The organism is Clostridioides sp. LIBA-6822 (assembly GCF_056688955.1).
Genome location: NZ_CP196995.1, coordinates 609,240 through 632,864, shown reverse-complemented (window position 1 = coordinate 632,864; position 23,625 = coordinate 609,240). Strand labels below are relative to the sequence as shown.

At 27.9% G+C, this 23,625-nt stretch carries 23 protein-coding genes and 1 other annotated feature; of the genes, 9 read left to right on the top strand and 14 right to left on the bottom strand.

The window, feature by feature from the left end:
• Positions 1-445: 445 nt before the first annotated feature.
• The 5 genes from ACTG48_RS03280 to ACTG48_RS03260 all read right to left on the bottom strand — a co-directional run bounded on the left by ACTG48_RS03280 (position 446) and on the right by ACTG48_RS03260 (position 7,669).
• On the bottom strand, positions 446-2,545 hold the full coding sequence (locus ACTG48_RS03280; protein WP_479918114.1) for a hypothetical protein: 2,100 nt from the start codon (positions 2,543-2,545) through the stop codon (positions 446-448).
• A gap of 14 nt (positions 2,546-2,559) precedes the next feature.
• Positions 2,560-5,055 (bottom strand): ATP-binding protein, encoded by a 2,496-nt coding sequence (locus tag ACTG48_RS03275; protein ID WP_479918113.1) that lies wholly within the window; start codon positions 5,053-5,055, stop codon positions 2,560-2,562.
• Between the two features lie 267 nt (positions 5,056-5,322).
• A complete protein-coding gene (locus tag ACTG48_RS03270; protein ID WP_021383218.1) occupies positions 5,323-5,610 on the bottom strand; it encodes a hypothetical protein in 288 nt (95 codons plus the stop codon).
• A gap of 19 nt (positions 5,611-5,629) precedes the next feature.
• The gene (locus ACTG48_RS03265) at positions 5,630-5,905 is read right to left on the bottom strand and encodes a hypothetical protein (protein WP_021383201.1); all 276 of its coding nucleotides are present in this window, start codon (positions 5,903-5,905) and stop codon (positions 5,630-5,632) included.
• Between the two features lie 303 nt (positions 5,906-6,208).
• Positions 6,209-7,669 carry an NADP-dependent glyceraldehyde-3-phosphate dehydrogenase gene (locus ACTG48_RS03260; protein ID WP_021383207.1) on the bottom strand — a complete coding sequence of 487 codons (1,461 nt, stop codon included), beginning with the start codon at positions 7,667-7,669 and terminating at the stop codon, positions 6,209-6,211.
• A gap of 500 nt (positions 7,670-8,169) precedes the next feature.
• Between ACTG48_RS03260 and ACTG48_RS03255 the strand changes: the two genes are divergently transcribed.
• The 6 genes from ACTG48_RS03255 to ACTG48_RS03230 all read left to right on the top strand — a co-directional run bounded on the left by ACTG48_RS03255 (position 8,170) and on the right by ACTG48_RS03230 (position 12,146).
• Positions 8,170-8,958, top strand: a complete 789-nt coding sequence (locus tag ACTG48_RS03255) for an EFR1 family ferrodoxin (RefSeq protein WP_479918112.1) — start codon at positions 8,170-8,172, stop codon at positions 8,956-8,958.
• A gap of 337 nt (positions 8,959-9,295) precedes the next feature.
• A complete protein-coding gene (locus ACTG48_RS03250) occupies positions 9,296-9,874 on the top strand; it encodes a TetR/AcrR family transcriptional regulator (RefSeq protein WP_021383229.1) in 579 nt (192 codons plus the stop codon).
• A gap of 50 nt (positions 9,875-9,924) precedes the next feature.
• Positions 9,925-10,158 carry a hypothetical protein gene (locus ACTG48_RS03245; RefSeq protein WP_044212613.1) on the top strand — a complete coding sequence of 78 codons (234 nt, stop codon included), beginning with the start codon at positions 9,925-9,927 and terminating at the stop codon, positions 10,156-10,158.
• Positions 10,159-10,166: 8 nt separating this feature from the next.
• A complete protein-coding gene (locus tag ACTG48_RS03240) occupies positions 10,167-10,760 on the top strand; it encodes an MFS transporter (protein ID WP_479918111.1) in 594 nt (197 codons plus the stop codon).
• Positions 10,761-10,859: 99 nt separating this feature from the next.
• Entirely contained in the window at positions 10,860-11,417 is a 558-nt protein-coding gene (locus tag ACTG48_RS03235; protein ID WP_479918110.1) for an MFS transporter, read from the top strand.
• 159 nt (positions 11,418-11,576) lie between these two features.
• A complete protein-coding gene (locus tag ACTG48_RS03230; RefSeq protein ID WP_479918109.1) occupies positions 11,577-12,146 on the top strand; it encodes a hydrolase in 570 nt (189 codons plus the stop codon).
• Positions 12,147-12,315: 169 nt separating this feature from the next.
• Here ACTG48_RS03230 and ACTG48_RS03225 read toward each other — a convergent pair whose 3' ends face one another.
• The 3 genes from ACTG48_RS03225 to ACTG48_RS03215 all read right to left on the bottom strand — a co-directional run bounded on the left by ACTG48_RS03225 (position 12,316) and on the right by ACTG48_RS03215 (position 14,461).
• On the bottom strand, positions 12,316-12,459 hold the full coding sequence (locus ACTG48_RS03225; RefSeq protein WP_479918108.1) for a cyclic lactone autoinducer peptide: 144 nt from the start codon (positions 12,457-12,459) through the stop codon (positions 12,316-12,318).
• Between the two features lie 3 nt (positions 12,460-12,462).
• Positions 12,463-13,047 (bottom strand): accessory gene regulator ArgB-like protein, encoded by a 585-nt coding sequence (locus ACTG48_RS03220; protein WP_479918107.1) that lies wholly within the window; start codon positions 13,045-13,047, stop codon positions 12,463-12,465.
• Between the two features lie 73 nt (positions 13,048-13,120).
• Entirely contained in the window at positions 13,121-14,461 is a 1,341-nt protein-coding gene (locus tag ACTG48_RS03215) for a GHKL domain-containing protein (protein WP_479918106.1), read from the bottom strand.
• Positions 14,462-14,785: 324 nt separating this feature from the next.
• On the opposite strand from ACTG48_RS03215, the gene ACTG48_RS03210 reads away from it, so the two are divergent.
• Genes ACTG48_RS03210 through ACTG48_RS03200 form a run of 3 tightly spaced genes read left to right on the top strand, consistent with a single transcriptional unit; the run spans position 14,786 to position 16,825 of the window.
• Positions 14,786-15,106, top strand: coding sequence for a PadR family transcriptional regulator (locus tag ACTG48_RS03210; protein WP_021383225.1), 321 nt, complete (start codon positions 14,786-14,788; stop codon positions 15,104-15,106).
• An 11-nt stretch (positions 15,107-15,117) separates the two neighbouring features.
• Entirely contained in the window at positions 15,118-15,795 is a 678-nt protein-coding gene (locus ACTG48_RS03205; RefSeq protein ID WP_021383213.1) for a permease prefix domain 1-containing protein, read from the top strand.
• On the top strand, positions 15,788-16,825 hold the full coding sequence (locus ACTG48_RS03200; protein WP_479918105.1) for a DUF4097 family beta strand repeat-containing protein: 1,038 nt from the start codon (positions 15,788-15,790) through the stop codon (positions 16,823-16,825). The genes ACTG48_RS03205 and ACTG48_RS03200 overlap by 8 nt, the downstream gene beginning before the upstream one ends.
• Before the next feature lie 267 nt (positions 16,826-17,092).
• On the opposite strand, the gene ACTG48_RS03195 is transcribed toward ACTG48_RS03200, so the two are convergent.
• The 6 genes from ACTG48_RS03195 to ACTG48_RS03170 all read right to left on the bottom strand — a co-directional run bounded on the left by ACTG48_RS03195 (position 17,093) and on the right by ACTG48_RS03170 (position 23,591).
• On the bottom strand, positions 17,093-17,290 hold the full coding sequence (locus ACTG48_RS03195) for a hypothetical protein (protein ID WP_021383233.1): 198 nt from the start codon (positions 17,288-17,290) through the stop codon (positions 17,093-17,095).
• Between the two features lie 155 nt (positions 17,291-17,445).
• Entirely contained in the window at positions 17,446-19,365 is a 1,920-nt protein-coding gene (thrS, locus tag ACTG48_RS03190) for a threonine--tRNA ligase (protein WP_021383236.1), read from the bottom strand.
• A gap of 63 nt (positions 19,366-19,428) precedes the next feature.
• Positions 19,429-19,667: a binding site (T-box leader), on the bottom strand.
• Positions 19,668-19,958: 291 nt separating this feature from the next.
• The gene (locus ACTG48_RS03185) at positions 19,959-20,561 is read right to left on the bottom strand and encodes a DUF445 domain-containing protein (RefSeq protein ID WP_021383203.1); all 603 of its coding nucleotides are present in this window, start codon (positions 20,559-20,561) and stop codon (positions 19,959-19,961) included.
• 164 nt (positions 20,562-20,725) lie between these two features.
• On the bottom strand, positions 20,726-21,517 hold the full coding sequence (locus ACTG48_RS03180; RefSeq protein ID WP_479918104.1) for a putative sporulation protein YtxC: 792 nt from the start codon (positions 21,515-21,517) through the stop codon (positions 20,726-20,728).
• Between the two features lie 29 nt (positions 21,518-21,546).
• Complete coding sequence (locus ACTG48_RS03175; RefSeq protein WP_021383214.1) at positions 21,547-22,308, bottom strand: DUF6873 family GME fold protein; 762 nt, start codon at positions 22,306-22,308, stop codon at positions 21,547-21,549.
• A 152-nt stretch (positions 22,309-22,460) separates the two neighbouring features.
• Positions 22,461-23,591, bottom strand: coding sequence for a BMP family ABC transporter substrate-binding protein (locus ACTG48_RS03170; protein ID WP_479918103.1), 1,131 nt, complete (start codon positions 23,589-23,591; stop codon positions 22,461-22,463).
• Positions 23,592-23,625 lie beyond the last annotated feature (34 nt).

Sequence of the window (23,625 nt, the reverse complement as noted above, 5' to 3'; positions counted from 1 at the left end):
GAGGTTGTCGTTCACATAAGTTCGCTACTACCTATGCAGTTCTCTTATGAACTTCTTACACTTTCATGCAAGCACAGACTATATCTTATCCTTCGGCATTATCCGTTAAGGTCTACCCACTTCCACTACCCATAACTTGTAGTGTACTTCCCTCAAGAGGAATAGTCGTTGAAGTTTCTCCTATTTGGAGTTTACCTGCTGATTGCCCATTTTAAAGTACTTAGGGTTTAACCTTATACCATCTAACCAATTTTTTCTACTTTCGTAACTTTCACACTTAGGTTTATTTCATCCTTATGTTTTAGTTTGGTTAGCTTTAGGGGTTTCCAGCAATTCAAGTAGTATTGGATAGGTTATATCCTATCTCTACATATAAGTTTCCCTATATGCTGACTATTTTAGCTACTAACTCATGACTAAAGTCACGAGTGTGCGTAGCTATTTTTTAATCAAAATAGTAGTAGTTTCTATCACTGTCATCTATTGGAGTAGAGATACCTATATATCTTATTGTCTCTTCATATATTCCTCTAATTCCTCCAAGACCCCCAGAGCCTCCTTTTCCTCCAGAACCGCCTTTTCCTGCCATACCATGATGTCCATCTTTTGTACTTATAGCATCTTTTAGTACAGATGCTTTTCCAAGGAGATAAATCTGTCCAGATTTGCTTCCAAGACCTGCATTTCCACCATTACCTCCTGTACCTCCAGTTCCACCTGGTTTTCCTTTTTCTGCTTTTACCACAAAATATTTTGTCTTGTTTTCCTTAGCAAATTCTTTCGACTCTTTTTTAGAACCTATCTTTGCATTTGCTCCAATTTCTCCAGTTATTCCTGTCTCTCCAATTTTTCCATCCTGTCCATTTCCACCTAATCCACCATCAGTATAGAGTTTAAGTTCTCCTTGTTTTTCTATCTCTTTAAAAGATAATAAAATATCTCCTGAAGTTCCTGCATTATTACCATTTCTTCCATTCATTCCATTATAAATAGTGTCTTCTCCAACCAATTTTTCTGCATCTTTACCAGATACGTTAATTGAATAAGAACCTTTTGGTATACATAATTTTTCTACCATCAATACAATATTTTTACCTGAAAAAACTTCTTTCTCCATATTACAATCAATTTTCAACTCACACTCTCCATACATATGTATAGAAGATAAAATATTAAGTTGATAACCAGATATTATTTCAGTTAAATCCGATAAGCTCACTTTAGGTATAGGTATATATATAGAAAGTATCTTTTCTTTCTCATATGATTTTATATATGTACAACTTCTAATTTTCTCTCTTCTATATTCTGCATCTTCGAGCCTTTTAGCCTCTTCTTTCTTATTTTCTTCTTCTACTATCCAGTTTCTAAGACCCCTTAACGTATCTTCTAATGTATTCTTCAGTAATGATTTTAATAACTCACTTAGACCAACAATATGAGTTTCACTACAGTAACTATTTAGCTCTAAAAGAAGGCGTATTTCTTCTAATACATTCACTTTTTGTAATCCATCACCATATGAAAGTTCTTGTACAAATTCCATAAGCTCCTTGATACTGCTTGTTTTACTACATAAATTTTCATAAATTTGTTTCAACTGAACTTCTTTATCTTTTAGATTTTTTATAGAAGGTAAGATGGAAATAGACTCTTCTATACCTTTTTTGACACTTTGTATATAAGGAACTAAAAGCTTTTCTATTTCCTTATATGTTATATCAACAGCTTTTTGTATTTCTATTTTACAAGAAGCTGTAAGCATCAAGCCCATATCTGTTTTTTCAAAAGTTCCAGGGAGATTTTTCATTTCATCTAATAAACCTTTTGGATTTTTATCCAGAGGATTACATAGTTTAATAGATACAGTATCTGATAATACTACATTTAATAGGTATACTAGTTCCTTGTAACCTTCATAATCTTTCTCTTGACTATCTAGGTCTTCTTTTACTTTTTTTAATATAGCCCTTATTTTCTCTTCTGTTACTGTATTGATGAGTAACTTAGGTATTTTATTGATAAGGAAGAAAAAATTTTCTTTATACTTTTCATAATCACCAAGCATATCTTTCAAGTTTTTACCGGTTTCTATTAATAATGTATGTCTAGAATCCATTAGAGATTGATAGTCTAAAATAACTACCATTCCTTTCACCTTTGAAGACGTAGTGATAGTTTCTCTTACCAGCATTGCACCTGCAATCATATATTCGGGTCCACGGTTATCAAAAAATCCTGGACAATCACATAATGAAAAGTCTCTATTTGTAACATCTACAACTTCTGGGCATAATGTCTTAGAGTATACACCATTTCCAATTTCAACAGCTGACTCTTTTGCAGTGATATATACTTGTCCAGTTTCTTCATCTGTTATTTCTTCCATTTCACAACCTTTTAAGTAATTGATACAAGTACTCTTTCCAACACCTGAAGCACCTAAAAATAATAAAATTGACTTTTCTTTTAAATTATAGTTTCTAAGTTCGTCCCTTCCATCTTCCAAAAGGTTTACGATTCCATTATAAAGTTTATCTGCCATATATACATCCCTTTCTATATTTCAGAACAATAGCTTTGATATTTTTCTTTAATAAAATTCTCTTCTACTTTTGAAACAGCTGTTGATGACTTAGTATTTGGAGTATTAAATCCTCCATTTTCTCCTCTGTCTCCATATTCAGCGTATTCTCTTGATGGACCTGTTTTTCCTTCGCTCCAATTTCCACCATAAAGTTCTACACGATAATAAAATACTTTCTCTGTCTTATAATCCCAGCTTGTAAAATATCCTGTATAGTATAAAGTCTTATCTATACCACTTGCAGAGAATGAAAGTGTATTATATCCATGATGACCACCTTTTCCTCCATATCCACCTAGACCTGGTCTACCATTTGGACCTACTTCTCCATCTCTCACTGTTATATCACAATGATTAATTATTCTATTTTTTTGTTCTTCTGAGTCTGCAATGAAGTAAATATTACCTTTCTTACCAGCATTTCCACCTCTTCCAGCATTTCCACCAGCTCCACCTTTGTCACCTTTTTTACCTTTTGTTCCTTCTGCAAAGTATCCTTTAAATATTTGTCCAGCGAAATAACTTGTATATCCTGCATCAGCTCCATTTGCTCCATTTGCTCCAGTTTCACCATATTTCCCATCTGTTCCTTTAGAGCCATTTCCTCCATTTGCAATTAGTGTTAAGCGATAATTTCTAATTTCTTTCTTAACACATAGGTAAATGTTACCTGCATCTCTACCATCTTTACCATTTTGTCCATAAATAGAATTATCTAAAATTTCTCCATCTTTTCCACTTACATTAATCTTTACATTACTACTTACATCAAGATTATTACAAGCAAGAATAATATTTTTTTCTGAGGCAAATCCCATTCCAAGGTTATCATCCATATAAATAGTTTCTTTAGCAAAGAACATAAATGTAGAAGTATTGTCATCTACTTTTCTATTTTTGAAATATTCCAATACACTACTAATTACTAAGTTTGGAATTAATGCTCTTATTTCAACACTCTTCTTATCATTAATATTGATTGTTTTTACTATAAATGGATTTAAAATGTATTTACTTACAAATTCCCTAACTATTTCGTTTCCTTCTTCTCCATATGTATTTAATCTTGTTATACTATCTCCTAATTTTTCACTCTGTATAGTTGTAACATTCATCAAAATTTCTTTAAAATCATTTATACTATATATATAATCCTTTTTATTTGCAACTTCCATTAATTTTTCTCTATTTTTTAATGTAAATATCTGTTTTTGTACTTCATAAGAAACTAAAACTTCTTCTAGGTTCTTTCTTATTATAGTAAAGTTTTGTTCCATTATCTTTTTACTTACTTTTTCTATAATAAATTCCATATGTACAGAAGGTAATAAAATTTCGCCAGTTCCATTTTCTGTATATTTACTTAAAGCATCAATTATATCTAAATTTCCCTTTATCTTATTTTGTAATTTCATACAAGTATCTTGCAAGAATAATCCACTTTCTTTAGACAGTACATTAATAAATTTGTCTATAGTAAGACTTGCTGTACTTTCTAACCAGTTTTTAAATACTCCTACGACTTTATCGTATTTTGATATTTCTTGAATCATTGTTATTCTTTCAATAACCTTGATAAAGTCTTGTGTATATGACTTAACATACTCTTCTAAACTGGATACGATACTACTTTGAATATCTTTTATTAACGTGTCTAAAACTAATCTTGCATCTGAACTAATTGGATATTGGAATGCCGATGTCTTATCTTTAACTTCATCTAATTCTAGCACTTGTTTTAATAAACTTTCCCTATCATCAGACGCAAGTGGCTTACAAAGGTGAATATTTTTTCCATTATCTTTTAGCAATTCCTCAAATAACCATGCTTTTTCATCTATGTTACTTTCTAAATTTTCACATAACTGTTCATATTTTTTCTTAATAATATTATATAATTGTTTTTCTGTTCTTCCTAAGAAGCTTTTTGAAACGAAAAAGGTTATACTTCCCTTAAAATTATCTCTATGAAGACACATATTTAACTGTTGGAATAAATCCAGCACTTTTGTAAGTCTAGAATCTAATATGTCTGCTTCTGGTATTAATACAACTACTGCACATATAGATGCAGAATTTTTAAATACTTCTCCTAACGAAACTGCTGCACTAATATCATGGGCTACCCCTCTATTATCACTAAAACCTGCCGTATCACATAATTTTGCATCCATTCCTTCGACTGATTTTCTCATATCTACAATGTTTGGATACAAAGTTTGTGAAACAGCTCCTGAACCAATCTCTGCTACAGGGTCTAAACATTCAATGTAGGATATACCAGTATCTTCATCTTCTACTTCTATCATTTTACATCCTGCAAGATAGTTAATTGCAGTACTTTTTCCACAACCTGTACCACCAAGAATTAGAATTAAATTTTGATTTTGAGCCTTATCTATTGCTACTTTTCCTTCATTTAATAAGACTGTGATTTCTTCTAATAGTTGTTTGTTATTTTCTGGCATTTATTTTCCCCCTTGATTATAGATTTTTATTTAAATAAAATTTATACTATTTAAGGTTATTTTCTACTTTTTACTTTTTTATTTGATAAGTGCCTTCCTTCTGTTTAGTAAAATAACTGTGTTGCAGAGTATAATTTTTACCAACACAGTTATTTTACTTAATACATTTATTTTATTATATTTTCTAAATACTATCTTTCCATGGTTATTACATTTATAGCCTTTTTTCTTTTTATTATAGCTATATTTCTATAAACAATTTGGACATTACACCACTACTGGCTTAAACATTACACTGCCATGATTGTACTGTCTATCTTCAACTACAATAAAAACAGGTTCTAAATTTTTAGTAGATGTTATTTTTAATTCTAAAAAAATATTATTAGTTGGTAGTATTTCTACATCATAATTATTTAAATTATTATTTGTGATACTGTTAAATACATCACCTTGACGTTCAAAGAAAACATTATCAACTATTACAAAATAGACATCTTCTTTTTTACTGTTTTCAACCTCTATAGTATTTTGTTTTGTTATATTTAATCTCATATTCCAGCTCCTATTAATATTATTTAATTATATTAATACTTGTAATTGTTGCATTATGTTCATCACAAGGAAGAGGCTTGAAAACAACTATCTCTGCTAAATAATCATGTGGAGGATTTGTAACTGAAGTAGCATTGCAAATAAATTTGAAATTTGTTCCTGCTACAACTTGAGTAGCAACAATAAGTGCTTCATAATCAACACCTTTTAACATTCCTACAGCTTCATTAAATACTTTTAAATCTTCTTCTTCGACAGCCCTAAATTTTGACCATCCACCAACAAAAAGACTCATATAAAAACCTCCTTTATATATATATTTATTTATATAATAGTACCAATTTTCTTAATATTCAACATATTTTGTGTAACTGGTCAATAAAAATGCATAACTGGATAAATAGTCCATTAGAACAATATTTTAAAACAATCTTCTATAATTTAAGATAATATCATACAGAAAATTAGTCATTCTATTAAGATAAAACATAAAAAATACCTTATAGAGTAAGCATCTATCAACTTACTTTATAAGGTAAAATATAATAATCCATTCTTTTCCCAATCAATATCAAATTTAGGTAAAAGAAACTATTTTTTATAACTCTTTAACATTTACCACTACTGCCTTAGGTCTAGTCATAGCCTCAATTGAATACTTAACACCTTGAGTTCCCATACCAGATGCTTTTACACCCAAGAATGGGAAATGGTCTGGTCCTCTTTCAGTCTTATTATTTATTTGAACAGTTCCAACCTCAAGTTTATCAGCAATATAAAACGCCTTATCAATATCACTTGTAAATACTGACGATTGAAGCCCATACTCTGACTGATTAGCAATTTCAATTGCTTGATTCATATCTTCAACTCTTATAATTGGAAGTACTGGACCAAAAGGCTCTTCCCAAGCAATCTTCATATCAACATTTACATTGTCTAATAATGTTGGATAGAATAAATTATTTTTTCTAACATTACCTGTTATTAATTTTGCCCCTTTATGTAGTGCATCATCAACTAAACCTTGAACAAAATCAGTTGCTTTATTATCTATAAGAGGTGTAATAACTACTTCATCCATTGGATTTCCAATTGTTAACTTCTCTACTAATGGCTTTATTTTTTCCACTAGTTTATCAGCTACACTCTCTTGTACTAAGATTCTCTTTACTGCTGTACATCTTTGACCTGAATATGAATAAGCTCCAGACACTATATTCTTAGCTGCAAAATCTAAATCCGCATCTTCTAATACTATAGCTGCATCTTTTCCACCAAGCTCCAATAATAATGGTACCATTCCAGATATTTTAGATATATGTTGACCAACTTCAGTACTACCAGTAAAGTTAATAAAATTAATGCCTTTATGGGTTACCACATAATCGCCTATCTCACTACCCCTACCTGTAATAGTATTAAGTACCCCATCTGGTATTCCAGCTTTTCTCATAATTTCTACTACATGAAGTGCACTAATAGCTCCTTGTGTGGCAGGTTTTAATACAACAGCATTTCCACCAATAAGTGCTGGTGCAATCTTTGACATTGACAGATTCACAGGATAATTAAAAGGAGATATTGCTAAAACAGTACCTAATGGAACTCTTGAAACATAAGACATCTTATTTCTTGTTCCACCAGGGAAATTATCACCACTAATAGCTTCACCTTCCATATTTTTTCCTACATCAGCTGTGTATCTTAAAAAATCTGCTGTTCTTTCGACTTCTGCTCTTGCAGATTTTATATCTTTGGCTATTTCAAGTACCAATATATTAGCTATTTCTTCCATATTTTCTAACAATAAATCAGCAGCTTTATGGAATATATTCGCCCTCTTATATACAGGCATTTCAGCCCATACTTTTATACTCTCTTTTGTATTTTTAATAACTTCATCTACTTCATGTTTTGTCATAGATTGTACTTTACCAACAAGAGAATTATCTATTGGTGAGTAAATTTCTATTGGTTTTCTTGAATTAGATTCTATCCATTTTCCATTTATTAAATTTTTATATACATTTTCTTTTGTTCTAAGTTCATTAAACATATTTTTATTCCTCTCTATGATATAACTTTGTGTATTTAAATTATAGCCATTTATTCTTTATATAAACATTTCTTTTTTTCATAAACGTTTACCTTGAAAAATTTTTTCATAATCCATGTTTTTTGTACTTTAAATAGCTTTATATTTTAAACAGATTTTTAATTTAAATATCTATTTTTTAATATATCTTTAATATGTCTTTGTAATTTAAGTACTTATTTTAATGTATTTTATTTTAATGTATTTTTATTTTAATGCATTTTTATTTTAAATAATTCTCTCATTATTTCACCATTACTTTTCTTACAAGATATGATTACACATATCATAATGTCAACAATAATAGAACAGATTATATAATTAAAAGAACACTATTCTGTTAATCATTGACCCTAATCTGTATCTATGATATAATCCAAACAGAACACTATTCTGTTTAAAACTCAGAATAAAAACAGACTGTCACAAGTCTTATTCAACAGATTTTGGAGGTAAAAAATATGCGTAATGTAATCTATTACTTTACTGGAACAGGAAATAGTATGCGAGCTGCTCAAGTAATCGCACAAGAACTTAATGATACAGAGATTATCTCAATGAGAACATCACCATCTGATTATTCAAAATTAGTTGTTGAACGAATAGGGTTTGTTTTTCCTGTATACCATTGGACTATACCAGAAACTGTAATTCAGTTTATAAAAAATTTAGACTTATCCCCTGATGCCTATATATTCGCAATCTCTATGCCTGCTTTTGTTAACGGAAAAAGCATGGAAGAATTAGCATTGTTACTCAAGGAAAAAGGGTGTAATTTATCTTATGGAAATAAAGTGTATAGTGTTGCAAACTATGTAGCCATGTATCCACCATTTCCTAACCCTAAAAAACGTGTTCCTAAAACGGAAGAACAGCTTAGAATTATCTCAAAAGAAATATCACAAAAAGAAATAAGAAACTACCCAAAACCTAATTTTTTAGTAAATACACTTTTTCATAAAATAATGGACCATTACATAAAGAATTGTCCCTCTAATGATAAATATTTCAAGGTTTGGGATGATTGTATTTCTTGTGGATTATGTGTTAAAGTATGCCCTTGCAAAAATATAATAATGCAAAATGGTAGACCAACATTTCAACATCAATGTAATCAGTGTATGGCTTGCATTTCCTTTTGTCCAAAAGAATCCATTAATTTCCCTTATTTCACTAGAAAACGCAAAAAATATCACAATCCTTACATTAACTCAAATGATATAGTATCAAATCGAAAACATTATAAATAAGGTTAAAAATCTGAAAAAATAAGATGCTTAAAAATTTTTCGCTATACTATCTCAAATGTAAATAAGAAAATCTTATCACTGTAGAACAATTAAATTTGCCGGTTATCAAATGCTCAGATACAAATACATAAAGCCAATAACCTCTAAGGAACATTCATTATGGCTATTGGCTCTTTTCATATAATAGTTTCCATATGAGATACAGATTGTAGTAAAAAACATTTCTTATTATCAGGGTCAAACTTGACAAATTTATAAATGAAGAATAATATATATCTATGACTTAAAATATTTTTTAAGTCATAGATATCACAATTTATAGAGAGGATTGATAAATATGGCTAAAAGCTTTACAGAAATAGAAAAAAATAATATTAGAAAAAGACTAATTTCAGAATGTGAAATTAACTGGTCTAAATATGGATACAAAAAAACTAACATTGACGACCTTTGTTCAAAATCAGGGATTGCAAAAGGCTCTTTCTATACATTCTTTGATTCAAAAGAAAAATTGTTTTTTGAAGTACTAAATGGAATTCAAAACAAGCTTATATCATCAGTAGATGAAATCTTAAGTAACATGCCTCAAAAAGAAGGTTTTGCAAAATCTTTAAAGATGTTATATCGCTTATATGATAAAAATCCATTTTTATATTCACCAAATAATGCTGATTACATCACCTTATTAAATAAGCTACCTAAGGAGATGCTTTCACAACTTGAATATAACAATGTACAAAGTTTTTACAACTTAATTGGAAGATACAATCTCAAGTTAAAAATAGAGAAAGAAAAAGCCTTTGGCGTTTGCAATGCCCTACTATCAAGTCTATTACTAAAAGAAGATATTGGATATGACTATATTGAAGTATTTGATTTTATGGTAGACAATCTTGTAGCACACATACTTGAGTAATAATTTAAGATAAACTTTTTAAATATTTCTTTATAACTAGGAGCGTTAATATGATTGAATTAATACAAAAACTAAACGATATCATTTACAAAATAAATGATAAACTGAATATCCACACAAAACTCGTAGACCCTAGCAGTGAGCTTATGCCCTTTTACTCTATTTTATCTATAATAGTTTCTATACTTTTAATAATATTAGGAGTTAAAATAAGAAAAAATTTCCTTATAGTAATTGCTGTCATAGCAATCATTATAAATGTTTTGATAATCTTAGATAGGTAGGTATATATATGGTAAAATCATTAAATACTTTTAATAAAAATTTTAACTTGATGGTATTGGGTCAGATAATCTCATTATTTGGTGCATCAATACTCAAGTTTGCTTTATCTCTCTACATACTTGATACGACTGGTAAAGCAGAAATATTTGCTACAATACTCGCAGTATCTTCAATTCCAATTATAGTATTCTCTCCTATTGGTGGGGCTATTGCAGATATATTCAACAAAAGAAATTTAATGGTTATTTTTGATTTTTCAAGTAGTATCGCAGTACTAATCTTAGCTTTCTTTTTATTTAATGATAATGGTTCAATACTACTTGTAGGAATTATTATGACCATACTTTCAGTTATAAGCACAATGTATCAACCAACAGTTCAGTCAAGTACACCTATTTTAGTTGATAATGAACATTTAATAAATGCAAATGGTATCGTAGCTGGAGTTGCCTCTCTTACAAACATAGCAGGACCAGTACTTGGAGGTGTCTTGTATGGTATCCTTGGTATTAATGCAATTGTAGTTATCAGTTGTATAAGTTTCTTTCTATCTGCAATTATGGAGATATTTATACAGATTCCTTTTGTTAAACAAGAGTAAACTGGTAACATTATAAAAACTATATTTATTGATATAAAAGATGGTATTGTCCATATATGTAAAGAAAATAGGTTTACATTAAAAATACTTTTTTTAGCTATGGCAATAAATCTATTTTTAAGCTCTATGCTAATCGTAGGTATCCCTTATATAGTAAAAATAACTATGGGAGCCAATAATTTTCTATATGGTCTAGCAGAAGGAGCAATCTCTTTTAGTTCGTTAATAGCTGCTGTGAGTATTGGTATTTTCTCAAAACATCTGAAAATAACTAATTTACATATTTGTTTCACCATATGTGCACTTATATTTATACCAATGGCATTTTCAGTCTATCCATTTATATTAAATACAGGATTTCCAGTTCCATTTTTAATCTTTATTGTATCCTCTATGTTAATATTTTTTACAACAACTCTTATCTCAATATATGCTATAACAATCATACAATTAAAAACTCCAAATGAACTGCTAGGAAAAGTGATGTCTATTCTTTTTGCAGGGACATCACTCGCAATGCCTCTTGGTCAGATTATATATGGTAAACTTTTCGATTTATTATCAGATAAAGTGTACGTTATTATAATAGGAGTCGGATTTATTACATTACTTATAGCATTTGTATCAAAGGTAACATTAAAGAATGAAAAACTCTAGATACAAAGAATTTTGACATAAAAATTTAATTTTCACTAATTTCTGAATTTAGATACAAAATTGTGTATAGTGTGTTGACGTATTGGAAATTGATTGATATAATCAATGGAAAACAAACTTTATAAAAATTCAAAATATTCAGCTAGAGGAGTGATAAAAATGAGTTACATGCCAAATATAGAACAAGCATGGGAAATATTAAAAAAATACAATAAGGAAGAATTTCATATAAGACACGCTCAAATTGTATCTGGAGTTATGAGATACTATGCAAAAGAATACGACCCTGAGAGAGTAGAATTTTGGGAAGTAGTTGGACTTTTACACGATTTAGATTTTGAAATGTATCCTGATGAACATTGTGTTAAACAAAGAGAATTAATGACAGAGCTTGATTTAGATAAGTCTATAATTGATTCTACTATAAGTCATGGATATGGATTGACTGGCTCAGATGTTAAACCAGAGCAGTTTATGGAAAAGGTATTGTTTGCTGTAGATGAACTTACTGGTTTAATTGGTGCAGCTGCAATAATGCGTCCTTCAAAGAGTGTTTCTGATTTAGAATTAAAATCTGTTAAAAAGAAATTTAAAGATAAGTCATTTGCTGCTGGCTGTTCTAGAGACGTTATAAGAAGCGGTGCAGAAATGCTTGAATGGGAACTTGATAAACTTATACAAACAACTATAGAAGCTATGAGAAGCTTAATCCCAGAAATGACGATATAGCATCTTGTACATAGATATTTAGTATAACAAAACTTAATTAAATAAATACCTAAAAATATATTAAATATAAATTTTTATATGTTCCTTTTAATAAAATAGAGTACTCATAATACATGGAGTACTCTATTTATAATATATAGGTATAAATATTTATGTACTTAAAATTACTCTAAATCTTTTTAAATCTCTTTAAATCCTTTGGTGCTTCTGGCTGACAATTATACCATGTACAAGTAGTATTTGCAGATAAATAAAGTGTAATAACTGATAAAAATCCTAAACATTTCATCATAAGTAATGTGTATTTTTTCATTTTTTAAATCCCCCTATTTTTAAGTTTTGCTAAAATCAACATAATATTTGACCAAAACATTGCAAATGATATATACAATGAATAATCTATCATATTAGTAAATTTTACACTAATAATTATAGTAACTAGTAATATAGTTACTATTAACTTTGATATTTTGCTGTATACTTCTTTCTCCTTTAGATTTAAAGGATTATTTCTATGTTCTATTGGAGACAAAATAAATATACCTATATAATTAAAGATTGAAGCTAATAGTATAACTATTTTAATATATTCTATGTGAATCATTATATTAGAAAATATTATTGTAGATAAAAACATACATAAAAACATCAATGTACAACTTCTATGATTTGATGCATGATATCCTCCTGCAAACTGTCTAAGAAAACAATAAGAAACTAAAAAAAAGATTGTATGTATAAGCTTATTAAAAATAAATCCAATAATTAATACTAAAGAAAAATTTATAAAAGATGCAATCATCACTTCAAAACCATATGAATATACACTAAATTCACTATCTTCAATCAAGTTATTATTTTTTAAAATATAAGCCATTTTTTCTGAGTAATCCTTAATCATTACTTCATCACCTAATTCTTTATATTTATAATTAACATTATCTTAATATTAATTAAATATTTATATATACTCGTTACACTACACAATTTTCTTTGTTTACATGTCTAATTGGCATAGTAATTTTAACAATAAATCTTTTATCATCATATTCAATAACTACAGTACCATTGTATTTATCTACAGCATTTCTAATACTTTTTATACCAAGACCATGTTGAAATTTATCTTCTTTATCGGTTATAAAACTATTATTTTTAACAACTACATTATTAACTTTTGTATTTTCAGCCCTTATAAAATAAAAAGAATTTTTTACATCTCCTTTAAGTGTTATTTCTTTAGTTCCAACTTTAATTTTACTGCATGCTTCTATAGCATTATCAAGTATGTTTGAAAATATATGACATATGTCTACCGAATCAACAAAATCACAATGCGAAAAATTTATATTTGTATTAAATTCTATGTTATTTCTAGCACAAAGTTCTTTTTTGTCACTTAATATAGCATCTAATATAATATTTCCTGTATTAAAAGTAATATTATTATCCTGAATTTCTAACTGTAAATTATCTAAATATAAACTTACATCAATATCTCTATCAATCATAGCTTTAATGCATAAAATATGATTTTTCATATCATGACTTAACAATCTGGTTTTCAAACATTTTTTCTCCATATTCTCATAGTATGTATTTTGCATCTCTCCGATTTTTTTAATCATATTATTTTCTAAGATAAGCTTACTATCTCTTTGTAGCTTTATAGTAATTAATATCAGTGATATATTAGATAAAAAAAGTATTGCTGATACAATTAAAATCTCATAACTATGAATCAAAGTTGCAGTTAATGGGTTAAATACATATTTAAAGATTACAAAGAAAGAAACTATATTAGCTATCATTGGTATAATTGTATATATTAAAGTCGTTTTACTTATTTCTACATCTGACTTTTGTTTAAATATCTTATATACAAACAAAACTAAAATTAAAAGTATCTTTCCTAAAGAAACTGATTCAATTCTATATATACCTTCAGTTAGTAGTTTAGACATATCATCAATTGAATTCATCCATATAGTTAGAGTCATACTTAAAGCATCTATTCCTATTAATAATAGCCAATACATTAGAGATATTAAAATAGATTTTACAAATTTAACTTCATATAATAATTTATAAAATGTAATTGTTATAACTAAAGATATTATTATTCTTAAATCTGGAAGGATATTAAAAAAATAAAGAATATTAGCAAAGGCAACTATTATTAACATACAAAGATTTATTTTATATCCACAAAACTTTTGTTCACTAGTGTAATCTAATATTTTTTTACACGCAAACCACTCTATCATAAAAGATACTGCAATAAAAACATTCCAAAAAAGACTCGAATTAGCCATAATACCTCTCCTATTATATTAATTCTTACAAAATATTTTTTTATACAACATATTACAATTATTATACTATTTACTACAACTGTAGTAAATAGTATATGAAAATTATGTCAAATAAATCTAATTTACATTAAAATTTTTGTTCTTTTTTCTTATTTATACTTTCAATACTTTTTCTTTATGTTTTTAATATTTTTATTTAATATATATTTTATCTAGTAAATCATAAAATTTAATTCAAAATTACAATAAAATATTTTTTCTCATGATATACCTTGACAGGCGAGGTATATCAAAGTATTATATATTTAATCGGAGGTGATGTTCATGACAATCGCATCTGACATGATAAGAGGTCATACAGAAACAATTATCTTAAAGCATTTACTTGAAAAAGACAGTTATGGTTATGAGATTAATAAATCTATACTTGAAAAGACCAATGGATTGTATGAGTTAAAAGAAGCTACTCTGTATACAGCATTTCGTAGACTTGAACAATCGGGTGCAATAACCTCTTATTGGGGAGATGAAGCTACTGGAGCTAGAAGAAAATATTATTCTATAACAAGTATAGGCAGAGAAAAGTATATAAAAAGCCGTGAAGAATGGGATAATACAAAAGCGTTAATAGACATATTAATTTAGGAGGTGAAAATATGTTAGATAAAATACGTACTTATATTAATAATAGCTTTACAGGAATTAATGAAACAAAAAAAGTCAAAGAACTTAAAGATGAATTATTTGAAAATCTAAAAGAAAAATACAATGACCAAATACAATGTGGTAAAACAGAACAAGAAGCATATAATTCAGTAATCTCAGGAATTGGCGATTTATCTGAGTTAATTGAAAGTGTTAAAGAACCATATTTTATACCTCCTGAATTAATTGAGGAAAAAAAGAAAAGAGCCTTAAGAGCATCAATAGCAATTGCCATTTTTATAATAAGCCCTTTCCTATTTGTAGTCTCAATTGTAAGTTTTGGCGTAGAACCAACTCTAGCTATTCTTTTAATGCTTATATTGATAGCAATTGGTGTAGGGTTACTAGTCTATAATCAAATGACAAAACCAAACTATGTTCTATACAATGATACTTCAACAAAAGAATTCAAAGAATTTAAGACAAATTATGATGATATAAATCCAGCTTACAAATCATTTATAAGTGCATATTGGATTATAATAGTTGCTATATATCTAATTACAAGTATGTTATTTGATATTTGGTCTTTTTCGTGGATACTCTTCATAATAGGTTCTGCTGGTGTTGAGATTATTAAAGGGATAATACAACTAAGTGAATCAAAGGAGGATGATAAGCATGAATAAAAAACTCATAAAGACAAAGATTTTCATATGGAGTATTATTGCAATATCACTTTCTATCATATTTGTCCTTCTTCTTTTTGGAAGTATAGTTTCACATTCTTTTAATTTTTCTTTTAGGAACTTAAATTCGGAATATAACTATGATAAGTATATAGTAACTAAAAGTGAAAGTTTTTCAGATAAAATAACTGATATTGATGTAGACTGGATTTCAGGCGAAGTTAGAATTAAGAAAAGTGATTCTAATAAAATCAAACTAATTCAAAAAACTCCTTCTAATTTTTCAAAGAAAAAACTTGCAAAAATAAAGGTTGATGGAAATTCGCTTTCTATAGATGATAATTCAGCTAAAAAATTCTTTATAGGGATTAATCTTCCAAAACCAACAATACTTGAACTATATTTGCCTAATAAGCTTTATGATAAAATATCGTTATCTACTGCCTCAGCAGATATATATAGTACTTACATAAAAGGTAATGTAATGGAAGCTAGTACGGTTTCAGGCGTAATAGAGCTTTCTGGTAATATTAATAAAATAAACTTAGATACAACTAGTGGTGATATTGATATAGCAAAACTAGATAGTAAAGATGCTAAATTTTCATCAACATCTGGTAAAATACAACTTTCTGGTAAAATTGATAGTTTAAATTTAGATACAACTAGTGGTGATATAAATTTAAAAGATATAAATAATAAAAGTCTTATCTGTAGTACAGTTTCTGGACAAATGAATGTATCTGGAACGCTTTCTGATATTGAAGCAGAAACAACTTCAGGTGATGCAAAAATTACATCTAACAAAATGTTGTCTTCTCTAAATTTCGAGACTACTTCTGCAGATGTTGATTTATCTATCCCTGATAATCCAGGCTTCACTTTAAATCTTGATAAGCTTTCTGGTTCCTTAGATAGTGATTTCGAATTGAATCATCATGATGATTTATACACTTATAAAAATGGGACTACAAATTTATATGTAAGTACTACAAGTGGAGATTTGACTATTATAAAGAATAAGAATTAGATAAAATGATTATTACGACTAAAATACTTCTATTATTATGGCAAAAACACTTTTATTATTAAAATCAAAACACTTCTATGGTAGATTTATTATTTATTGATAAATCTAATACTCATAGAAGTGTTTTGATATAATAATTTTTTGTTTCCTCATTTATTTTCACTAGTAAACGTCTTACTTGTAATCTCCAATACAGTATTCAAAATCATTTCTTTCATTTATTTTCACTAGTACACGTCTCACCTATAATACTCTACTAAATCCAATCTATTTACATATAATCTCAACATATCCTTTATATGCATCTATTCTCAAAGAATCAGCAGTTTTAATTAAACCTATTTTATACAACTTTAAATTAACACTTATAGGTATATTAATTAAACCTATTTTATACAACTTTAAATTAACCTTTATAGATATATTATTTAAGCATCTTTTATACATCATTAAATCAACATACATATAAATATTAATTTAGCTTACAGCAAAAAAATTAGAGGTACACTATCATAAAATATGACTAACTGTACCCCTAATTATATTTATTTTTTCATAAGTTTAATTTATATCTATCAACATATAGATTAAACTTATATTATCTATCAATATCTTAAATATTAGTTTTGAATAATACTTTCTCTTGATTCAATTTCTTTTGAAATACTAGCTATAAATTCATCTAATTTAATGCTACCTATTTCACCTTTATCTCTTGATCTAACAGAAACATTATTCTCCTCTACTTCTTTTTCTCCTACTATTAACATGTATGGAACTTTTTCAAGTTGAGCTTCTCTTATCTTAAATCCGATTTTTTCAGCTCTATCATCTAATTCAACTCTTATACCCTTATCAAATAACTCTTTCTTAACTTCATTTGCATAATCCATAAATTTATCAGATATAGGAAGTATCTTAACTTGAGTTGGAGATAACCAAACTGGGAATTTACCAGCATAATGCTCTATCAATATACCTATAAATCTTTCTATACTACCAAAAGCAACTCTATGAATCATAACTGGTCTATGTTTTTCACCATCTTGTCCGATATAAGTATTATCAAATTGTCTTGGAAGTTGCATATCTAATTGGATAGTACCACATTGCCAAGTTCTTCCTAAACAGTCTTTTAGATGGAAGTCTATCTTAGGACCATAGAATGCACCATCACCTTCATTTATAGTATATGGTAGACCTAGTTCTTCTAAAGCTTCTCTTAATCCATTTTCTGCTGCTTCCCACTCTTCTTCGCTTCCCATAGAATCTTCTGGTCTTGTAGATAACTCTAAGTTATATTCAAATCCAAAAGTTTTGTAGATACCATCTATTAGGTTAGCTACTCCTTTTATCTCATCCTTTATTTGCTCTGGTAACATGAATATATGTGAATCGTCTTGAGTAAATGCTCTAACTCTCATTAATCCTTGTAATGCACCAGATAACTCATGTCTATGAACTCTACCAAGCTCTGCAACTCTCATTGGGAAATCTCTATATGAGTGTAATTGAGAATTATAGTAAATTAATCCTCCAGGACAGTTCATAGGTTTTATAGCATAATCTTCATCATCTATTTTAACTGTATACATATTTTCTTTGTAATGATACCAGTGACCTGAAGTCTCCCATAATTTTCTATTTAATATAATAGGAGATTCTATTTCAATATATCCAGCTTTTCTGTGTATTTCTCTCCAGAATTTTAATAATTCATTTTTAAGTTCCATACCTTTTGGTAAAAACATAGGGAATCCAGGACCTTCTTCAGGTATCATAAATAATCCTAATTCTTTACCTAATTTTCTATGGTCTCTCTTTTTAGCTTCTTCTAATAAATGTAAGTACTCTTCTAAGTCTTTGTTTTTCTCAAAAGAAGTTCCATAGATTCTTTGAAGCATCTTATTTTTTTCGTCGCCACGCCAGTATGCACCTGCAACACTTTGTAATTTAACAGCTTTAACTTTTTTAGTAGATGGTAAATGTGGTCCTCTACATAAATCAGTAAAATCACCTTGCTTGTAGAAAGATATTATTTCACTTTCAGGTAAATCAGATATAAGTTCTACCTTATAGTCTTCCCCTTGTTTTTTCATAAGCTCTAAAGCTTCATTTCTAGGAAGTTCAAATCTTTCTATTTTTAAATCTTCTTTAGCTATTTTTTTCATTTCAGCTTCTATTTTTTCTAAATCTTCTGGAACTAATCTATGGTCTAAATCTATATCATAGTAGAATCCATTTTCTATACTTGGTCCTATAGCAAGTTTTGCTTCTGGGTAAAGTCTCTTTATAGCTTGAGCTAATATATGTGCTGATGTATGTCTAAAAACTTCTTTACCTTCTTTATCTTCAAACTTAAATAAATTTAAGTCACAATCAGTATCTATAATGTGGTCCATACCTACAACCTCTCCGTTCACAGATGCTGCTACCACATTTCTAGCTAATCCTTCGCTAATGGATTTTGCTACATCCATAACAGAAATAGCACTTTCAAATTCTTTTATTGAGCCATCTTTTAAAGCAACTTTAATCATTGTTTTTTCCTCCTTATTGAAATAATTTTTAGATTTTTTGTAATAAAAAATCGCCCCAAATATGTTTGGGACGATATTAATTCGCGGTTCCACCCAAGTTGGTGTATACAAGTATATACAACCCTCTTGATGACTATAAGGTCGTCACCCGAGCACTTTCACATATAGTATAAATACAAATACTGCTAATAAACTCAGCTCCAAGGTAGTTTTCAAATAGACCTGTTACATGGGCTCTCAGCCATAGACCCAAATTCTCTGAGAATGGTTTCTAATCTACTCTTCCTCTTCAACGCTATAATTTTTAATATATTTTCATTATAACAGATACTTATACATCAATCAACATTAATGTAATATAATAATTACCCATTATTTTTCATCTTAATCAACTGCAAATCAATATTCTAATATTTTTATATTAGTTTAATCTTTTGATTTATAGTTATATTATAATATTTTCACCAATTTTAAATTTTTAAAATATATCTACATGCATGATAGATATGACTAGATAAATACTAAAATTAATTATTATTGAAGTTAATTTTTAGTTTTTGTATACTTAAATACAATAGCTAATTATTGTATATTTAAATAAATATAGTAACCAAACCTTGAACTATACCTATTAAAAAACCTAAAACAAGACCTAAAAATTCTATATGCTTTAATTCTTTTTTAGCTATTCTTATTATTATCTCTTCTAATTCATATAAATCTAGTTCATTAATCTTATCTTCGACCATTTTTTGTATATCTATACGTTCATTTGCTTTATTTATTATATTTTTACTCAATTCATCTATACTTTGTTTAACTTCAGACTCAATTATCTCTCCTAGATAGTCTTGTATCATGTTTTTTATGCCACTCGGTATAAATGAGACTTTCTCATGTATTATAATTTTTACCCTTGCTTTTATGTATCTTACAACTTCTTCCTTATCTTCGTCAGTAATGATATTTGCAAGTATTTCGTCCATAGAAAGAAATTCTTCTTGAATTATTTCTCCTACATTTGCTGCTATTTCTGCTCTTCTCTTTGGTATAAGTCCTACTATTTCTATATTTAAAAGAGGTATTTTAATAGGCTCTATTGGTCTAAATATTAGTCTTATAGCAACTACATTTGTAACGTAACCTATAAATCCACCAATAACAGCTAATATCAGTATCCTAATTAAATTATCCATTATAAAATTTCTCCTTATCAATTGTATATTTGTCAGCTATATTACATTTAATCAGTCGATGTTTTTTATAGTTAATAGCTCTAGCTATATTATAGCTTTATATACAATTATAAGTCTTTTGTGTCTATTTAAAAAGAATTTTTTTAGTTTTATATCTTTAGCTCCTAATTCTCCATAATTATACTAACTTTATTTTCAAAAATTGCCTCTACAGTATCTATAATTTCTTTTGAACAATTATTATTTAATAAATCTAATATTTCTATTTTTTTAGGGCATAAGGTTAATAAGGTACTTATTAAAAAGTCCTCGTAGTTTAAATTCTCTCTTATTACCATATTTATGATTTCTTCATCATCTATACTGTCTATTTTGTTTCCATTTTTATCGTATAAAATAAATGTATTATCTTCCATTATATGAACTTTTAGCAAATCAATCTTTTCTTCTTGAGTATCTATAAAGTATTTTAAAACTCTTATAAACTCATCTTGGTCTTTCTTTATTAAATACTCCTCAACTGCAATATCACCTATAGCAGAAATATATTTCATAAATTCTCTCATTCTAAATCTGATAAAACCTTCTACATTTATAAAATCATTTTCCTCTATATAATTTCTCACCCTTGTAAATACTGTTTCTCTCATAAAAATCTCTTTTTTAGCAAATATGTTTAGTGAATATATGTATATATTATTTTTATCTTCAGGATATGTACGCCCATAGCATTTTAGAATGTATTCTTTTAAAAGTTTCTCTTTCATTATACTTATTATCATACTAGTTATTTCTGTTGATATCTCATCAATATTTAGAGCTCTTTGTTCATCTTTAGTACCATTAAGTATTCTTTTATTTAATACTTCTTGCTTTGCAGAATCTATTACTACTTCTACAATGTCATTCGTATATATTAATCTATCGTTTACATTATTATTCCTCAAAAATTTCATAGAAGAAATATTATCCTTCTCAACCAAAGTTATCGCTCCTTTCTTGTCATGAGAGGAACTATAGAACCTATATCTAGTAAATTTTCACAGCTAAGTGTAACTATCTCCTTGTTTTTGCTTTCTACAAAACTTTTTATACGTTCATAGTCAGGATGTTTTTTAACATCTCCACAAAAAGCTAGTTTATCCTTAGAAATTAACCCTGTACATCCACCTATAAATCCATAATTCATCTCAAATAAATTTATATGACCTTTTTCTATTAATAAACACTCTATTTCTGTATTCTTCATGCTTTTCCAAATACCTTTATCTGATGTTATTATAGATGTTCTATCTACTATACAGATTGAGCATTTAGAATAGCCCTGCTCTATATTTATCTTTTTAAGTTTATTATTTTCAATATAATCTAATATTACTCTGTCAGTGTACTTAAAGTTGTGTATAGCATAGTCACCAACTATAGCAATATTGTAAGGTATATCATAAGGGTATCTATTTAATAAATTAGCTTCTCCCTTAATTATATTAAATTTATATCTACTTAATAACTCTTTGTATTGATTATATACATTCGGCGCAACAATTATATCTCCTTTTCCTAAATTACAAATACATATATCTGGGTGATATTTTATGCTTTCATATAATTCTTTACATTCTATTGTTTTTATTATCTCTATATTTCTTAATTTTAATTCATTTTCCATTAGATAACTAATTCTTTTGTCCACCAAAGCTAGACACAAATCGTCATCTAGTATAAATGGCTCTCTTGTAAATTCCATTTTTTACTCCTTTTTCTTTTTTTTGATAAATTTTTTATTTGAAATAAATAAAGTGTGTAGCAGAATTTTTCTGCTAACACACCTATTATTAGACTCTTCTATAATTAACTTACACCTAAAAAGTGCATTTTTATAAACTTTTAAAACAATAATTAATATGTATTTTTCACTTTGTTATACTCTTTTTTTATGTACTCTAAAACATCTGGTGGTATATTTCTACTACTATTTGGAGTCAATCCAATTTCTCCATCTTTTATTTTAAACTCCATTACTTTACTTCCATGAAAACCATCTTTTACAACATTCTTTATTAATTCATAGACTGGTTGTTCCACATCTTTTACAATTGAACTTATTACATTGTTTGGTGCCATATCATATTGGTCTTTGTTAATAGCTATAACTTTACCACCATTTTCTCTTGCTACCTGAATAGCTCTTTTACTATCATCTTCTGTAGCTGAGAATACGACATCTCTATCAGAATCTCTCATTTCTTTTGCAGTAGTTCTAGCTGATTCAGGATTTTCAAATACATTTGAATATTTAACTAATAACTCAGCATTTTTATTTGAAGTTTTAAGACCTTTCCTAAATCCAGATTCATACTTATCTCTACTAGAACCCTCAATACCTCCTATGAAACCTACTTTACCAGTATCAGTCATTTTACCTGCAATAAGACCTGCTAAATATCCAGTAGCATTATCTTGAAATGATACTGAAATTACATTAGATGGTTGAACTTTATAAGCATAGTCAACTATTGCAAATTGTTGTTTTGGATATTTAGTAGCTTCTTCTTTTATTACCTCTGCAAATCTAGCTCCAACTGCTATTATCAAATCTGGCTCAGATTTATGTAGTTTTTCTATACTTTCTTTAAAGTTCTTAGAAGTCTTTGGTTTTTCAAGTTTTATTCTAATATCAAAATCTTCATCAGCTCTTTTTAGAGCTGATAGTACATTGTTATTATATGATTCGTTATTTAAATTTTCAGTGTCTAATAATACTCCAACAGTTTTTCTCACATAAGAATCATCATCTTTTATTTCATCTTCCTCATTATTACTTTTGTTATTTGATTTATCTTTATCTTCTTTATCTTTATTTGATGAGGTTGATACACTTTTAGACTCACTCTGTTTGGATTTAGCACTATTTATATTAGAATTAGCTTTATTTACTTTATCAAGCCCAAAGTCAAAATTGCATATAGCTAATATAAAAATTGTAAACACCACAACAAAGCAGAGCATCAATATCCTTTTTATTTTCACAAAATTCACTCCCTGATATAGAACCTGAAGTCTC

Bases quoted from the DNA above. Each gene is read 5' to 3' on its own strand.
- ACTG48_RS03280 (WP_479918114.1), bottom strand. From the start codon at position 2,545: ATGGCAGATAAACTTTATAATGGAATCGTAAACCTTTTGGAAGATGGA.
- ACTG48_RS03275 (WP_479918113.1), bottom strand. From the start codon at position 5,055: ATGCCAGAAAATAACAAACAACTATTAGAAGAAATCACAGTCTTATTA.
- ACTG48_RS03270 (WP_021383218.1), bottom strand. From the start codon at position 5,610: ATGAGATTAAATATAACAAAACAAAATACTATAGAGGTTGAAAACAGT.
- ACTG48_RS03265 (WP_021383201.1), bottom strand. From the start codon at position 5,905: ATGAGTCTTTTTGTTGGTGGATGGTCAAAATTTAGGGCTGTCGAAGAA.
- ACTG48_RS03260 (WP_021383207.1), bottom strand. From the start codon at position 7,669: ATGTTTAATGAACTTAGAACAAAAGAAAATGTATATAAAAATTTAATA.
- ACTG48_RS03255 (WP_479918112.1), top strand. From the start codon at position 8,170: ATGCGTAATGTAATCTATTACTTTACTGGAACAGGAAATAGTATGCGA.
- ACTG48_RS03250 (WP_021383229.1), top strand. From the start codon at position 9,296: ATGGCTAAAAGCTTTACAGAAATAGAAAAAAATAATATTAGAAAAAGA.
- ACTG48_RS03245 (WP_044212613.1), top strand. From the start codon at position 9,925: ATGATTGAATTAATACAAAAACTAAACGATATCATTTACAAAATAAAT.
- ACTG48_RS03240 (WP_479918111.1), top strand. From the start codon at position 10,167: ATGGTAAAATCATTAAATACTTTTAATAAAAATTTTAACTTGATGGTA.
- ACTG48_RS03235 (WP_479918110.1), top strand. From the start codon at position 10,860: ATGGCAATAAATCTATTTTTAAGCTCTATGCTAATCGTAGGTATCCCT.
- ACTG48_RS03230 (WP_479918109.1), top strand. From the start codon at position 11,577: ATGAGTTACATGCCAAATATAGAACAAGCATGGGAAATATTAAAAAAA.
- ACTG48_RS03225 (WP_479918108.1), bottom strand. From the start codon at position 12,459: ATGAAAAAATACACATTACTTATGATGAAATGTTTAGGATTTTTATCA.
- ACTG48_RS03220 (WP_479918107.1), bottom strand. From the start codon at position 13,047: ATGATTAAGGATTACTCAGAAAAAATGGCTTATATTTTAAAAAATAAT.
- ACTG48_RS03215 (WP_479918106.1), bottom strand. From the start codon at position 14,461: ATGGCTAATTCGAGTCTTTTTTGGAATGTTTTTATTGCAGTATCTTTT.
- ACTG48_RS03210 (WP_021383225.1), top strand. From the start codon at position 14,786: ATGACAATCGCATCTGACATGATAAGAGGTCATACAGAAACAATTATC.
- ACTG48_RS03205 (WP_021383213.1), top strand. From the start codon at position 15,118: ATGTTAGATAAAATACGTACTTATATTAATAATAGCTTTACAGGAATT.
- ACTG48_RS03200 (WP_479918105.1), top strand. From the start codon at position 15,788: ATGAATAAAAAACTCATAAAGACAAAGATTTTCATATGGAGTATTATT.
- ACTG48_RS03195 (WP_021383233.1), bottom strand. From the start codon at position 17,290: ATGTATGTTGATTTAATGATGTATAAAAGATGCTTAAATAATATATCT.
- thrS (WP_021383236.1), bottom strand. From the start codon at position 19,365: ATGATTAAAGTTGCTTTAAAAGATGGCTCAATAAAAGAATTTGAAAGT.
- ACTG48_RS03185 (WP_021383203.1), bottom strand. From the start codon at position 20,561: ATGGATAATTTAATTAGGATACTGATATTAGCTGTTATTGGTGGATTT.
- ACTG48_RS03180 (WP_479918104.1), bottom strand. From the start codon at position 21,517: ATGAAATTTTTGAGGAATAATAATGTAAACGATAGATTAATATATACG.
- ACTG48_RS03175 (WP_021383214.1), bottom strand. From the start codon at position 22,308: ATGGAATTTACAAGAGAGCCATTTATACTAGATGACGATTTGTGTCTA.